At 74.4% G+C, this 13757-nt stretch carries 10 protein-coding genes; 8 read left to right on the top strand and 2 right to left on the bottom strand.

All coding sequences use genetic code 11. The features are described 5' to 3' along the window. Positions 1 to 157: 157 nt before the first annotated feature. The 6 genes from thiM to M8330_RS19425 all read left to right on the top strand — a co-directional run bounded on the left by thiM (position 158) and on the right by M8330_RS19425 (position 8693). The gene (gene thiM, locus M8330_RS19450; RefSeq protein ID WP_250828680.1) at positions 158 to 931 is read left to right on the top strand and encodes a hydroxyethylthiazole kinase; all 774 of its coding nucleotides are present in this window, start codon (positions 158 to 160) and stop codon (positions 929 to 931) included. 77 nt (positions 932 to 1008) lie between these two features. Further along, complete coding sequence (locus M8330_RS19445) at positions 1009 to 3240, top strand: NtaA/DmoA family FMN-dependent monooxygenase (protein ID WP_250828679.1); 2232 nt, start codon at positions 1009 to 1011, stop codon at positions 3238 to 3240. Continuing rightward, positions 3237 to 4652, top strand: a complete 1416-nt coding sequence (locus M8330_RS19440; protein WP_250828678.1) for an amidase family protein — start codon at positions 3237 to 3239, stop codon at positions 4650 to 4652. The genes M8330_RS19445 and M8330_RS19440 overlap by 4 nt, the downstream gene beginning before the upstream one ends. After that, positions 4649 to 5728 carry a Rid family hydrolase gene (locus M8330_RS19435; RefSeq protein WP_250828677.1) on the top strand — a complete coding sequence of 360 codons (1080 nt, stop codon included), beginning with the start codon at positions 4649 to 4651 and terminating at the stop codon, positions 5726 to 5728. The genes M8330_RS19440 and M8330_RS19435 overlap by 4 nt, the downstream gene beginning before the upstream one ends. A gap of 72 nt (positions 5729 to 5800) precedes the next feature. Continuing rightward, entirely contained in the window at positions 5801 to 6451 is a 651-nt protein-coding gene (locus M8330_RS19430; RefSeq protein ID WP_250828676.1) for a GntR family transcriptional regulator, read from the top strand. 94 nt (positions 6452 to 6545) lie between these two features. After that, the gene (locus M8330_RS19425; RefSeq protein WP_250828675.1) at positions 6546 to 8693 is read left to right on the top strand and encodes a cytochrome P450/oxidoreductase; all 2148 of its coding nucleotides are present in this window, start codon (positions 6546 to 6548) and stop codon (positions 8691 to 8693) included. Between the two features lie 186 nt (positions 8694 to 8879). Here the strand turns inward: M8330_RS19425 and M8330_RS19420 are convergent, their stop codons facing one another. Together M8330_RS19420 and pdxA are read right to left on the bottom strand one after the other, a co-directional pair. Further along, complete coding sequence (locus M8330_RS19420) at positions 8880 to 9668, bottom strand: DeoR/GlpR family DNA-binding transcription regulator (protein ID WP_250828674.1); 789 nt, start codon at positions 9666 to 9668, stop codon at positions 8880 to 8882. 30 nt (positions 9669 to 9698) lie between these two features. Beyond that, entirely contained in the window at positions 9699 to 12104 is a 2406-nt protein-coding gene (gene pdxA / locus M8330_RS19415; protein WP_250828673.1) for a 4-hydroxythreonine-4-phosphate dehydrogenase PdxA, read from the bottom strand. Between the two features lie 196 nt (positions 12105 to 12300). Between pdxA and M8330_RS19410 the strand changes: the two genes are divergently transcribed. Next, positions 12301 to 13326 (top strand): aldo/keto reductase, encoded by a 1026-nt coding sequence (locus M8330_RS19410; RefSeq protein WP_250828672.1) that lies wholly within the window; start codon positions 12301 to 12303, stop codon positions 13324 to 13326. 22 nt (positions 13327 to 13348) lie between these two features. Further along, positions 13349 to 13753, top strand: a complete 405-nt coding sequence (locus M8330_RS19405; RefSeq protein ID WP_250828671.1) for an aldolase/citrate lyase family protein — start codon at positions 13349 to 13351, stop codon at positions 13751 to 13753. Positions 13754 to 13757: the final 4 nt, after the last annotated feature.

The following is a 13757-nucleotide window of genomic DNA, read 5'->3' as shown; positions in this document are numbered from 1 at the left end:
CTGAGGGTTCTGTTTCGGTTGCGTGAAACCTCGCGCCAGGCCCTCCCGGAAACAGAATGCAACTGCATACAGTTCCTCCTGAGGCGTCGACGCCGTCGTCGTTCCGCCCCTCGAGACCACCAGTCCGCGCCCCGGGCGCACCGCAGGAGGAACGCACGTGGAGCCCCTGACCCTCGCCGACGCCACCGTCGCCGCGAACGCCGCCGCCGTCCGTGAGCAGGGGCCGTTCGTCTACGGCCTCACCAACTTCGTCGCCGCCCCGCTGAGCGCCAACGCCCTGCTGGCGATCGGTGCCGGCCCCGCCTTCGGTGCGGCTCCCGGCTGGCCCTCGGCCTTCGCCGCCGGCGCGAGCGCGATGGTGATCAACGGCGCCGCGCTCACGTCGGCCGCCACCCCCGACGACCTCACCACCGCCGCTGCTGCGGCCACCGCAGCCGGCACCCCGTGGGTGCTCGACCCGGTCGCCGTCGGCGCCGGCGCCCCCGCCTACGACGAGGTCATGGCTGCCGTGCTGGCCGCCGGCCCGAGCATCGTCCGCGGCAACGCCAGCGAGGTCGTCGCCCTGGCCGGTGGCGACGGCGGCGGCTCCGGCGTCGACTCCACCATGGACTCCAGCGACGTCGTCGACCTGGTGGCCGACCTCGCCCGCCGTCTCGGCACCGTCGTCGCCGTCTCGGGCGCGACCGACTACATCTCGGACGGCACCCGCACCGTCGCCGTCCCCGGCGGCTCCGCCTACATGCCGCAGGTCACCGGCACCGGGTGCAGCCTCGGCGCCGTCTGCGCCGCGTTCGCCGCCGTCACCAACCCGTTCGACGCGGCCGTGGCCGCGCACGCCGTCTACGCCGAGGCCGGTGCCCGCGCGGAGAAGGTGGCCTCCGGGTCCGGCTCGTTCGCGGTCGCCTTCGTGGACGCCCTCAACAACCTCTGACCCGCAGGTCAGCGCCGCACCACCCCGGCACCACCCAGTACCACCCGGCACCACCCCCGCAGCAAGGGAGCCCCACCATGTCCGACCGCCCGCAGATGCACCTCGCCGCGTTCCTCAACGCCGGCCCCCAGGGCACGGTCGGGTGGCGGCACCCGGAGGCCGGGGACGGGTTCCTGGACGCCGAGCACTACATGAAGATCGCGCAGGTGCTGGAGGCCGCCTGCTTCGACCTGGCGTTCGTGCCGGACGCCCTCTCGGTGCCGCGCAGCCTCGGCGGCACCTTCGACCCGGCGATCCGGTACGGCTCGGGCTCCCCGCGCCTGGACCCGATGCCGATCATCACGCTGATGAGCGCGGTGACCCGGAACCTCGGGATCGCCGCGACCATGTCCACGGGCTACCAGGAGCCGTACGACCTGGCCCGCGGCATGGCCACGCTCGACCACACCAGCCACGGTCGCGCGGCCTGGAACGTGGTCACCAGCTTCAAGGACGCCGAGGCGCAGAACTTCGGCCAGGAGAAGCTGCCCGGGCGCGAGGCCCGGTACGCCCGCGCCGAGGAGTTCCTTGAGGTCACCACGCGGCTGTGGGACTCCTGGTCCGACGACGCGCTGGTGCGCGACAAGGAGAGCGGCGAGTTCGGCCGGCCCGCTGAGGTCGAGGCCATCGACCACGTCGGCGAGCACTTCCGCGTGCAGGGTCCGCTCAGCGTCCCGCGGCCCCCGCAGGGCTACCCGGTGATCATCCAGGCCGGTGCCTCGCCCTCGGGCCGCGACTTCGCCTCCCGCTGGGCCGACGTCATCTTCTGCAGCCACGAGTCGCTGGAGTCGGCGGTCGCCTTCTACGCCGACCTCAAGGCCCGGGTCGCCGCACACGGCCGCGACCCCGAGCAGGTGAAGATCCTGCCCGCCGCCACCACGGTCGTCGGCACGGACGTGAAGGACGCGATGGCCAAGCACGAGGCGTTCTTCGACCTCGTCGACCCGCTCGCCGGTCTCTCCCGCATGGCGTACCACGTGAACGTCGACCTCACGCAGTACGACCTGGACGGCCCGCTGCCGCCGCTCTCCGAGGTCGGGGTCGAGGGCCACTACCGCGAGGTCGTGGAGTTCGCCGAGCGCGAGAACCTGAGCATCCGCGAGATCGGCCGCTGGTACGGCGCCCGCACCGAGGGCAGCATGATCGGGTCGGCCGTCGACATCGCCGACAACATGGAGCGCTGGATGGACGCCGGCGCCGCCGACGGCTTCATGATCCAGGCGACCCACGTGCCCGCCGCGTTCGAGGACTTCGCCTCCCTCGTCGTCCCCGAGCTGCAGCGCCGCGGCCTGTTCCACACCTCCTACGAGGGCTCCACCCTGCGCGAGAACCTGGGGCTGGCGCGGCCCGAGCGGCGAGTGGCGCCACCGCGCCGCCTCCGCCCTCGCGGAGCGGGAGCGGGACGCGTGAGCGCGCTCGTCACCGCCGGCTGGCTCAAGGACCACCTCGACGACGAGGACGTGGTGGTGCTGGACGCCAGCATCGACCGCGGGGTGGACGACGCCGGGCTCACCGTGTTCGGTCCCGGCGAGCAGACCTTCGCCGCCGGGCACGTGGCCGGGGCGGTCTTCGCCGACCTGTTCGGTGCCTGGTCCGACCCCCAGGCGCCCTACCCCTTCACCCGCCCCGCCCTGCCCGCGCTGGAAGCCGCGGCGCGGGCCGCCGGCATCGGCCCGGACTCGACCGTCGTGGTCTACGACCAGCTCAGCGGCGCCTACGCGGCCCGGGTCTGGTTCGTGCTGCGGGCCGCCGGCTTCGAGGGCGTCCGGCTGCTCGACGGCGGATGGTCCGCCTGGACGGCGGTGGGCGGCCCGGTCGCCAGCGGTGCCGGCGCCATGGTGGAGCCGGGCGAGGGCTTCACCGCCCGCGACACCGGGCTCTTCGTCGACCTCGACGAGGCCGTCGCTGCCTCCGGCACCGGCGCCCCGATGGTCTGCGCTGTCCGCACCCCTGAGTTCGAGGGCCTGGACGGCCGCGGCGACCGCGCCGGCCACATCCCCGGCAGCCTCAGCCTCCCGTACCCGGACCTGCTGGCCGAGGACGGGACGGTCTCCGTCGAGGCCACCCGAGCCCTGGCCGCCGAGCTCGGCCTCGACGGCGACGCGCCGGTGCTGGCCTACTGCGGCGGCGGGGTCAACGCCGCCGGGCTGGCGCTCGCGTTCGCCGAGGCCGGGCTACCGCTGCCGCGGGTCTACGACGGCTCGCTCAACGAGTGGCGCGCCCACCCGGAGCTGCCGCTGGAGACCGGTCCGGCGCGGGTCACGCGATGACGGTGCGCACGGCCGCCGACCTGGCGGCGGGCTTCGCGGACGGGTCGCTGACGCCGTCCGGCGTGATCGACGAGGCGCTGGAGACCGCGGGGGCCGCGACGTCCGCGTTCGCCACTTTCGCCTCGCTCGACCCCGACGGTGCGCGCGCTGCCGCGTGCGAGAGCGACGACCGGTGGGCGGCCGGGTCCCCGCTCGGGCCGCTCGACGGCGTGCCGATCTCGTTCAAGGACAGCTTCCACGTCGCCGGCCTGCCGCGCTGGCACGGCACCGCGGCCTCGCCGGGCCCGCTGTCAGCGGCGGACTGCGCACCGGTGCGGCGCGCACGTGAGGCCGGCATGGTCGTGCTTGGCAAGACCACGATGCCCGACTACGCGATGCTGATGGCGGGGCTCTCCTCGCAGCACGGCACGATCACCAACCCCTGGGACCCGGCGACGAACACGTCGGGATCGAGCGCCGGTGCCGGGCCGTCCGTGGTCACCGGCGCGACCCCGATCGCGGTCGGCACCGACATGATCGGCTCGGTGCGACTGCCCGCCGCCGTCTGCGGCCTGGCCTCGATCAAGCCGACCCAGGGGCGCATCGCCTACGACCCCGCCGGCAGCTACCGCAGCGCCGGGCCGATGGCCGCGACCGTCGACGACGTCGAGGCCGCGCTCGTCGTGCTCGGCCAGGAGGACGTCGCCGACCGCTACTGCCTGCCCGGCGGCTACGAGCCTGCCCCCGCCCGGCTCACCAGCCTCGCGGGGCGGCGGTTCCTGAGCGTCCGCGGACTGTCGTTCGGCACCCCGCTGGACGACGCCACGATGGAGGCGCTGGCTCGCGCCGAGGCGCTCGTCGTCGACCTCGGCGGCACCGTGGAGGCCGTCGACGACCTGCCCGTCGATGCTGCCGACCACGACGCCGTGTACTGGTCGATGATCTACCTCGGCCTGCCCGACCACCTCTCCCGGTCGACGGCCGACCGCGCTCGCGCACTGCCCCGCGTGGCCGAGATGCTCGAGGGAGCCTCGAGCCAGTCGGCCACGTTCGCGGCCCTCGCCGCCCGGCGCCTCGCGGGTGCCACCGAGCAGGTCCGCGCGCTGGTCGAGCCGTTCGACCACGTCCTCTCGCCCGTGCTGCCCGCACGCTCGTTCCCGGCGTCCTGGCTGAGCACCACCGAGGACGACCCCGTCGCCCACATGGGCTTCACCTGCTGGTTCAACCAGCTCGGCACCCCCGCCGGCACCGTGCCGGTGCTCGACCCGGGCGACGCTGGGGTCCCCGTCAGCGTGCAGGTCACGGGGCAGCGGTTCGCCGACGGCGACGTGCTCGACGTCCTGCGACTGCTCGAGCGCGACCGCGGGTTCACCCCTGCTCTGCCCGGCCTCGACCGGGCCCCCACGACCTCCTCCGGGGAGACCGCCCGATGACCCGCGAGACCCTCGTCGTCCTCGACATCGACGGCACCCTGCTGGCCTCGGCCGGCGAGCACCACCGGATCGCGGAGGAGGTGCTCGCGCGGCACGGACTCGACGTGCTGGCCAAGCCGTGGGAGTCGTACCGGAACTACACCGACTCGGCGGTGATCGACGAGGTCAGCGAGGACGCCTCCGGTCTGCCCGTGAGCGCCGCTCTGCTCGCCACCCTCGACGAGGAGTACGCCGAGGGGCTGGAGAAGCACCTGGCCGAGACCCCGATCGAGGAGGTGCCCGGAGCCCGGGCCCTGCTCGCGGCGCTCGACGCGACCCCGGGCGTGCGGCTCGCCTTCGCGACCGGCTCGCTGCGGGCGATGGCCGAGATCAAGCTCGGCCTCCTCGGCGTGGACGTCGAGTCGGCCGTCCTCGCCACCGGGCTCGAGCACGGCACCCGCGAAGCCATCATCGGCGCCGCCGTCGCCGAGACCGCCCGGCGTGCCCGGCACGACCGCTTCGACGTCGTCTCCCTCGGTGACGGGAGGTGGGACGAGACCACCGCCATCATGCTCGGCGTCGGGCTCGTCGGCGTCGAGACCGGCAGCCACCGGTTCGGCCCGGACGCAGGCCTGGTGGTGCCGGACCTGAGGTCGGTCACCCCGGAGCAGCTGGTGGCGCAGGCGCGCCCGTGGCGCCCGGCCCCGTCAGGCCTGGAGCGGATCGGCACCGGAGCCGCCTCGGAGGCCGCGCTCGGGTTCAGCCGTGCCGTCGCCACCCCGGCCGGCTACGTCCACGTCTCCGGCTGCTCCGGTCTCTCGCGCGAGGCGGGCGTCCCGCACGGGTCGGTGGCGCAGCAGCTGGGCCGCGCGCTCGACAAGGCTGCCGGCGTCCTCGCTCGGGCAGGCCTGGGCCTCGAGGACGTCGTCGCGACCCGCGTCTACCTGGTCGGCGACGACTTCGACGAGGCGGGCGCCGCCCACGGCGCGCTCCTCGGCGGCGTGCGACCCGCCTGCACGATGGTGCGCGTCGCCGGCCTGATCGACCCCGACATGCGCGTGGAGCTGGAGCTCACCGCCTACCGAGCGCCGGCGTGATGACCGCTACCGCCGCGGGGGATCTGGTTGACTGCCGCCCGCCGGTACGTGCGAGCAGGGGAGGGGGACGCGGTGGCCAGCGCGCGTGACACCGTCTACGAGACCCTGCGGGTCCGGCTCACGCAGGGCCACTACCCGCCCGATGCCTCGCTCGTGCCGCAGGCGCTGAGCGAGGAGTTCTCGGTCTCCCGCACCCCGGTCCGTGAGGCGCTTGGCCTGCTGGAACGCGACGGGCTGCTCGTCGCGACCTCGCGCGGCTTCGCGCTGCGTCGGCGTTCCGACGAGGAGGTGCTGGAGATCTTCGAGGTGCGCGCGATTCTCGAGTCCAGCGCCGCCGAGGCCGCCGCGCTGCGGCGCAGCCCCGTCGACCTGGCGAGGCTGCGCGACCTGGTGCAGCGGGCACGAGGCTCGGCCGACCCGGCCGAGGCGAGGATCGCGTTCAACGGCTTCCACGACGCCGTCCGGCAAGCCGCCCACAACGAGACCATCACCGGGCTGATCCGCACCCTCACGGCGCAGGTGAAGCTGGCCGCCCCGTGGCACACCGAGCCGGACGACGCCTCGCTGCGCCGCTCGCTCCTCGACCACGAGCAGGTGCTCGCCGCCATCGAGGACGGTGACGGCGAGCTGGCGCGGACTCGGATGCTCGAGCACCTCGCGCACGACCGGGAGAACCGGATCTCGCAGCTCGTCGCACGGGCGGCGGGCGGTTCCGACCGCTGAGCACGGCCTGATCCTCCCCGGGACGCAGCGAGGCCCGGTCTCGACGTTCTCACCATTTCCCCGACGTCGTGACCGGGCCCGTCCGCTGAGCGGCGTGCGCCAGCTGCGGGACGAGGCGCCCGTCTACTACAACGCGCGCCGCGACCTGTGGGTGATCTCCCGCTACGCCGACGTGCAGCAGTGCCTGCGCGACCACGAGCGCCTGGTCAACAAGTTCGGCAACGACATCGACGGCACCCACGACACCTACGGCGTCGGCATGCTGGTCTGCCAGGACCCGCCGCACCACACCGTGCTGCGCGACGCCATCCGCCGCTGCTTCGGCGGCCGCGAGATCATGGCCATGGAGGCCGGCATGCGCGAGACCGCGCGCCGCCTGGTGGACGACTTCAAGCGCTCCGGCTCCGGTGACGTCATCGAGTCCATCGCCCTGCCGCTCGCCTTCGACGTGGCCCTGCGACTGGTCGGCGTGCCGACGTCCGACGCCCCCTTCTTCACCGGCCACCTGCTGCGCGCCATGGAGCGCACCGTCGGCAAGCTGGGCGTGCCCGGCGACGCGGCCGTGGCGAACGCCGAGTCCGAGGAGCGGATCGCCGAGGTCGTCCAGGCCCGCCGCGAGGCCATCGCCGCCGGTGCCGACCCCGACACCCCGGACGCGATCAGCCAGATCCTGCTGGCCGTGCAGGACGGCACCGTCGCCGACATCGAGACCGTGGGCATCTCCCACCTCGTGCTCTCCGCCGCCACCGACGCCCCGGCCGCCCTGCTGTCCAACTGCCTGGCGATGCTCGACCGCTACCCGTCATTGCAGACCGAGCTGCACGAGCACCCGGAGAAGATCGCCGGCTTCATCGAGGAGGTGCTGCGCTTCGACAGCCCCGGCCAGAACCTCTCGCGCCAGACGGTCGCCGAGGTCGAGGTCGCGGGCGTCACCATCCCGCGCGACGCCCGCGTGATGCTGCTGCTGGCCTCCGGCAACCGCGACGAGCGGGTCTTCGACTCCCCCGATGTCTTCGACATCGAGCGCGAGTTCACCCAGGACAACAAGATCCTCGCGTTCGGCGAGGGCATCCACTCCTGCATGGGCGCCCCGATCGCCCGGATGGCCGCCCGGGTGCTGCTCGAGACGATGCTGGACGGCACCGAGTACCGCGTCGTCGGCTCCCCGGAGCGCTGGATCAAGCAGATGGTCCGCGGCTTCTCCTACCTGCCCATGGAGGTCGTCACCGGCCCCGACGAGAAGCTCACCGGCGCCATCGACCACCACGCCTCGAAGATGACGCTGACCCCCCAGGGCACGCTCGTCGAGACCCGCGTCGTCGTCGCCGCCAAGGACCTCGTCTCCGAGGGAGTCGTCGCCCTCACCCTCGAGCCCGCCGACGGCCTGCCGCTGCCGGAGTGGACCGCCGGCGCCCACGTCGACCTCGTCCCCGACCGCTCCGTCATGCGCCAGTACTCCCTGTGCGGCGACGTGCACGACCGCACGAAGTACCGCCTCGGCATCCTCCGTGAGGCAGGCGGACGCGGCGGCTCGCTGTTCGTCCACGACGAGCTCGCCGTGGGCGAGGAGCTGACGGTCCGCGGGCCGCGCAACAACTTCGAGCTGGAGCCCTCGCCGACGTACCTGTTCATGGCCGGCGGCATCGGCATCACCCCGATCCTGCCGATGATCGCGGCGGCCGAGGCGGCGGGTGCCGAGTGGCAGCTCGTCTACGGCGGTCGGACGAAGGCGTCCATGGCGTTCCTCGACGAGCTGGCCGTGCACGGTGACAAGGTGCGCCTCGTCCCGCAGGACACCGACGGTCACCTGCCGCTGGCCGAGCTGCTCGGCGAGGCCAAGGACGACACGGCGATCTACGTCTGTGGCCCGGCGCCGCTGCTGGACGCCGTCGAGGCGGCCAGCGCCCACTGGCCCGAGGGTGCCCTGCACCTGGAGCGGTTCGCCGCCAAGACCATGACCGCCCCGAAGCGCCCCGGCCCCTTCGAGGTCGAGCTCGCCCAGACCGGGGTGACCCTCACGGTCGACGACGACACGACGGTCCTGGAGGCCGTCGAGGGCGCCGGCGTCCAGGTGCTCTCCTCGTGCCGCGAGGGCACCTGCGGCACCTGCGAGACCCCCGTGCTCGAGGGCACCCCCGACCACCGCGACTCGGTGCTCGGCGAGCGGGCGCAGAAGCGTGGCGACTGCATGATGATCTGCGTCTCCCGCTCCTGCACCGACAAGCTCGTGCTCGACCTCTGAGCCTTCCGGCCGCCGTCCCTCCGGCCGACTCGGTTGCCGGCGCACCGCTGGTCGCGGGGGCGGCCAACGGGCGGTGGACAGGCAACCGTTCTGGCGTCCGGTTCGGTTGCTCACGCACCACCCCTCCGGGAGCCGGCCCCAGCAGCCCGTCCCACGTCGCCGAGACTGGCGCGGGGACGGGGTGCGTCAGGAGCGGCGCTGGCCCGTGCTGTCGACGACGACGACCTCGATGCCGCGACGCGTGAAGGCGGCGACGTCGGCCTGGGTCGCGGACTCGTCGGTGACGAGCGTGCACGCGTCCGGCAGGGGAGCCCACGCGTGGAAGGGGCGCCGCCCGAGCTTGGCGGCGTGGGCGAGCACGTAGACGTGCGCCGAGCGGCGCATCATCAGCTCCTTGAGGCGGGTCTGGCGCTCGTCGGCCTCGCAGATGCCGTCCTCGGCGGTGACGCCGTCGGCGCCCAGGAACGTGCGGTCGAAGGTGCGACGCTCCAGGGCGGCCTCGGTGACGGGGCCGACGAACCCGAGGCTGACCGGGCGCAGGATGCCGCCGAGGCACTCGACCTCGACGTCCTCCAGCCCGGCCAGCTCCTGGAGCGCCGTGAGGCCCACCGTGGAGACGCGCAGCGGCCCCATGCGGCGCAGCTCGTGCGCCAGGGCGCCGGTGCTCGTGCCGGCGTCCAGGAGGAGGCTCTCGCCCGTCACGACCTGCCCCGCGGCCCACCGGGCCAGCCCGCGCTTGGCCTCGTAGGCCTCACCGAAGCGCTCGCGCAGGCTGGACTCGGGGCGACCGTTGATCGCCATGGCCCCGCCGTAGGTGCGGGCGAGGCTGCCTGCCTGCTGGAGGCGGGCGAGGTCCCGGCGGATCGTCGAGGGGGTCACGTCGAAGCGCAGGCTCAGCTCCTCGACGCTGGCCAGGCCCGTGGTGTGGGCCAGCTCGAGGATGGCCTCACGACGCTGGTCGGCCTCTCGCGGCACGCGGGTCCTCCCGGTTGCTGTTGCTGCTGGTCAGCCCGCGACGGTGGCGAGCTCGGTCGCCTGGCGCATGGCCTCGATCATGCTACCGATCTCGGCCTTCCCGGTGCCCGCGATGTCGAACGCGGTGCCGTGGTCGACCGAGGTGCGGATGACGGGCAGCCCGACGGTGATGTTGACGCCCGCCTCGATGCCCAGCACCTTGACGGGGCCGTGGCCCTGGTCGTGGTACATCGCGACGATGAGGTCGTAGTCGCCGCGGCCGGCCAGGAAGAACGCGGTGTCGGCCGGCAGCGGGCCGCGGGCGTCGATCCCCGCCTCCTGCAGCACGCTGATGGCGGGGGCGATCTTCTCGTCCTCCTCGCCGTAGCCGAACAGGCCGTTCTCGCCGGCGTGCGGGTTGATGCCGCAGACGCCGATCACCGGGTCGCTCACGCCCGAGCCGACCAGGGCGGCGTGTCCGCGGCGCACGGTGCGCTCGACGAGGCCCGGCTCGATCTTCGCCACGGCGTCGATGAGGCCGATGTGGGTGGTCACGTGCACGACCTTCACCTTGGGCGTCGAGAGCATCATCGACACCTCCTCGGTGCCGGTCAGGTCGGCCAGCAGCTCGGTGTGGCCCGGGTAGACGTGGCCGCCGGCGTGCAGGGCCGCCTTGTTCAGCGGCGCGGTGCAGATGGCGTGGACGCGGCCGGCCACGGCGAGCTCGGCGGCGACCCGGATGTAGTGGTAGGCGGCGTCGCCGGCGACGGGGGAGACCTCGCCCCACGGCAGGTCCGCGGGCAGCAGGCCGAGGTCGACGACCTCGATCGTCCCGTCGGCCCACACGGCCTCGTCCAGGTCCTCGATGACGTGGAGCTCGACGTCCACGCCCATGATCCCGGCGGCCAGGCGCAGGCGCGCTGCGTCACCGATGACGACGGGGCGGCAGGCGGCGCGCAGCTCGGGGGCGACGAGGGCGCCGACGACGACCTCCGGCCCGACCCCGGCCCCGTCACCCATGGTGACGGCGATGACGGGGGAGCCGGCGGCCTGCGGGGAGGTCGGGGTGCTGGTGTCGGTGACGGTCATGGCGGTTCCTCCTGGAGGGCTCTGGACCTCGGCCGGGGCCAGGTCCGGGTCGCTGTTCAGCGGTCGGGTGCGGGTGTGGTCGGTGGGCTGCGGGAGCAGGCCGGCGCCGAGGTGGCGGGCCGCGAGCAGCAGGCTGTCCGGGCCGCCGTGGCTCCCGGGGCGGGTCACGACGCGGCGCGCGTGCTCCCCGGAGTCGCCCGGGCGCGTGGTCGGGCCGGTGAGGGCGCGCGAGGCGATCGCGCCGGGGTGCACCTGGTCGACGAGGGCGAGCCGGGTGACGCCCAGTCCGTCGAGCACGCGGCGGGCGGTCTCGCCGCCGGTGAGGGCCAGCGACGTCCGGCCCTCGTCGTCCGCCAGCGCGAGCGCGACGGTGCGGGCCAGCAGGGCCACCATCGCGCCCGAGCGGTCGCGGTCGAGGGGGCCCGGGGCGAAGGTCAGCACGGTGGGCGTGGTGGCCAGGGCGGTGCGGACGGCGGCCGCGTGCTCGATCGCCAGCTCCTCGCGCTCCTCGGTGCCGGTGGGGGCGTGCGCGGGGTCGAGCGCCAGCACCTGCGCACCGTGCGCGGCCAGCCGCGCGACCTGTGCGCGGGCGCCGGGCTCGGCGGAGCCGACGACGGTGAGGACGGGGCCGGTCGAGCCGTCCGCTGCGGGCGTGCGCGGCCTCGCGGCCCCTCCTTGCGCGGCGGACGCCCGGCGGCGGCCGATCGCCCCCAGGAGCCCGGCGGAACCGGCCGGGACGAGCGCCGGGAGCGCGGCAGCAGCCGCGGCGACGACGTCGAGGTCGGCCTCGGTCTCGGCGTCGACGGCGAGCACGGCGCCCGCCCGGTCCGAGGCTGCGCGCAGGATGGCGGTGAGGTGCGGGGGCCCGCCCCGGACGTCGGCGAGGTCGACGACCGTGACAGGCCGGCCCAGGCGCGTGGCCAGGTCGGTGTCGGATGCCTCGAGCGCCCCGTGCTCGCCCGCGCTGAGCACGCTCCCCGCGCGGAACGAGCGGCGGGCCGCCGGGAGCGCGGGGCAGAGCAGCAGCGTCCGACCGTGTGCGGCGACTGCGTCCGCGAGCAGGTCGAGGTGGCCGCGCAGCAGGGAGTCGACCTTGAGGACGGGGTCCGAGTCCCGTGGCGCGTCCAGGGCCGCGGCCAGCGCCGCGTCGAGCAGCGCGCGGGCCTCCTCGCGCGGCCGGGTGCGGGAGTCGAGGTCGAGCACCGTGACGCCCGTCGAAGGCGGGGCGAAGGCGTCCACCCCGTGGCCCAGGAGCACGTCAGCGGCTCCTCCGGCGCTCAGGGACCAGCCGGCCTCGGCCGCGCCGCTGAGGTCGTCGGCCACGCAGACCACGGCGCCGGTCGTCGGTGCGGGCGACTGCTCGGCCATGGGTCCTCCTCCGGGTCGACGGTGCTGCGGGTAGTGCGCAGTACGCTAGCAAGAGATGCGCAGAATGCGCCAGAGTCTTGCGCGAAACGCGCAACACATGCAGGATGAACGTGAGCCGGGCCACCCCCGGTGCCCGCGCAGAGGTGCGGGCGCACCGTGCGCGGGTGGGCCCGCACCACGCGCAGAGAGGACCCGCATGACCACCCAGCTCGACCGCACCTCCGAGGGCGCCGCCACGGGCGGCCTCACCGGCTTCGCCCTGCCGGGCAGCGACCTGCCCGTCTCGGGCGCCGTGCTGGGCACCATGACGTTCGGCGACACCGTCGACGCCGCCGGTGCCGGCGCCATGCTGGACGCGGCCCTGGAGGCCGGCATCACCACCGTCGACACCGCCAACGGGTACGCCCGCGGCACCACCGAGTCGCTGCTGGCCCCGCTCCTGGCGACCCGCCGGGGCGACGTCGTCCTGGCCACCAAGGCCGGCATGCCGCACCCGGACGCCGGCGAGCACGCCCCGCTCTCCCGGGCCGGGCTCACGGCCAGCGTGGAGGGCTCGCTCTCGCGGCTCGGGGTCGAGCGGATCGACCTGTTCTACCTGCACCAGCCCGACCGCGCGACGCCCGTGGCCGAGACCCTGGCGACCGTGCGCGACCTGGTGTCCGCCGGCAAGATCGGCGCCCTCGGCGTCTCCAACTACTCCGCCTGGCAGATCGTCCGGCTCCAGCAGGTGGCGGACGAGGTCGGCGCCCCGCGTCCGGTCGTGGCCCAGCAGCTCTACAACCTGCTGGCCCGCCGCATCGAGGAGGAGTACGCCGAGATGGCCGCGACCAGCGGGGTCGCCACCATGGTCTACAACCCGCTGGGCGGCGGCCTGCTGACCGGGCGCCACCGCTTCGACGAGCAGGCCACCGACGGTCGGTTCGGCGACTCCGTGCTGGCCGAGATGTACAAGGCCCGGTACTGGGACGAGCGGCTCTTCTCCGCCGTCGCGGAGCTCGGCCGGATCGCCGACGAGGCCGGCGTGAGCCTGGTCGAGCTGTCCCTGCGCTGGCTCGCGGGGCGCCCGGCCACCGACTCGCTGCTGCTGGGCGGCTCCCGCACCGAGCACCTGGCCAGCAACCTGGCGGTGCTGGCTCGCGGGCCGCTGCCGGCCGACGTCGTCGAGGCCTGCGACGTGGTCGGCGCCGGCCTGCGCGGCCCCATGCCCGCCTACCACCGCTGAGACCCGACCCGAGAGGACGTCCGTGAACCCCATCGACTTCGCCCGCAGCATCCGCGCCCGTGAGCGCGCCGTCGGCTACTGGGTCGTGCTCGACGACCCGGTGGCCACCGAGCGTCTGGCCCGCGTCGGCTACGACTACGTCTGCCTCGACGCCCAGCACGGCCTCATGGGCTACGAGGGCCTGCGCAACGGCTTCCTCGCCATCGACGCCGGCGCCACCTCGCAGGCCTGGGTGCGCGCGGCGAGCAACGAGGCGGCCGGCATCGGGCGAGCCCTGGACGCGGGGGCGACCGGGGTCATCGTGCCGCTCGTCGACTGCTGCGCGCACAGGTGGGCGCAACAAGTACGGCCACGCGCTGGTCGGGACCTGCTACCTGCACACCGTCATCGACGACCACTCCCGGGTCGCCTACGTCGAAGCACGTGAGGAC

This window comes from Nocardioides bruguierae (assembly GCF_023656415.1).
GTDB classification, from domain to species: Bacteria; Actinomycetota; Actinomycetes; order Propionibacteriales; family Nocardioidaceae; genus Nocardioides; species Nocardioides bruguierae.
This window is presented reverse-complemented; position numbering and strand designations above follow the sequence as displayed.

Bases quoted from the DNA above. Each gene is read 5' to 3' on its own strand.
- M8330_RS19435 (WP_250828677.1), top strand. From the start codon at position 4,649: ATGACCCGCGAGACCCTCGTCGTCCTCGACATCGACGGCACCCTGCTG.
- pdxA (WP_250828673.1), bottom strand. From the start codon at position 12,104: ATGGCCGAGCAGTCGCCCGCACCGACGACCGGCGCCGTGGTCTGCGTG.
- M8330_RS19410 (WP_250828672.1), top strand. From the start codon at position 12,301: ATGACCACCCAGCTCGACCGCACCTCCGAGGGCGCCGCCACGGGCGGC.
- M8330_RS19440 (WP_250828678.1), top strand. From the start codon at position 3,237: ATGACGGTGCGCACGGCCGCCGACCTGGCGGCGGGCTTCGCGGACGGG.
- M8330_RS19445 (WP_250828679.1), top strand. From the start codon at position 1,009: ATGTCCGACCGCCCGCAGATGCACCTCGCCGCGTTCCTCAACGCCGGC.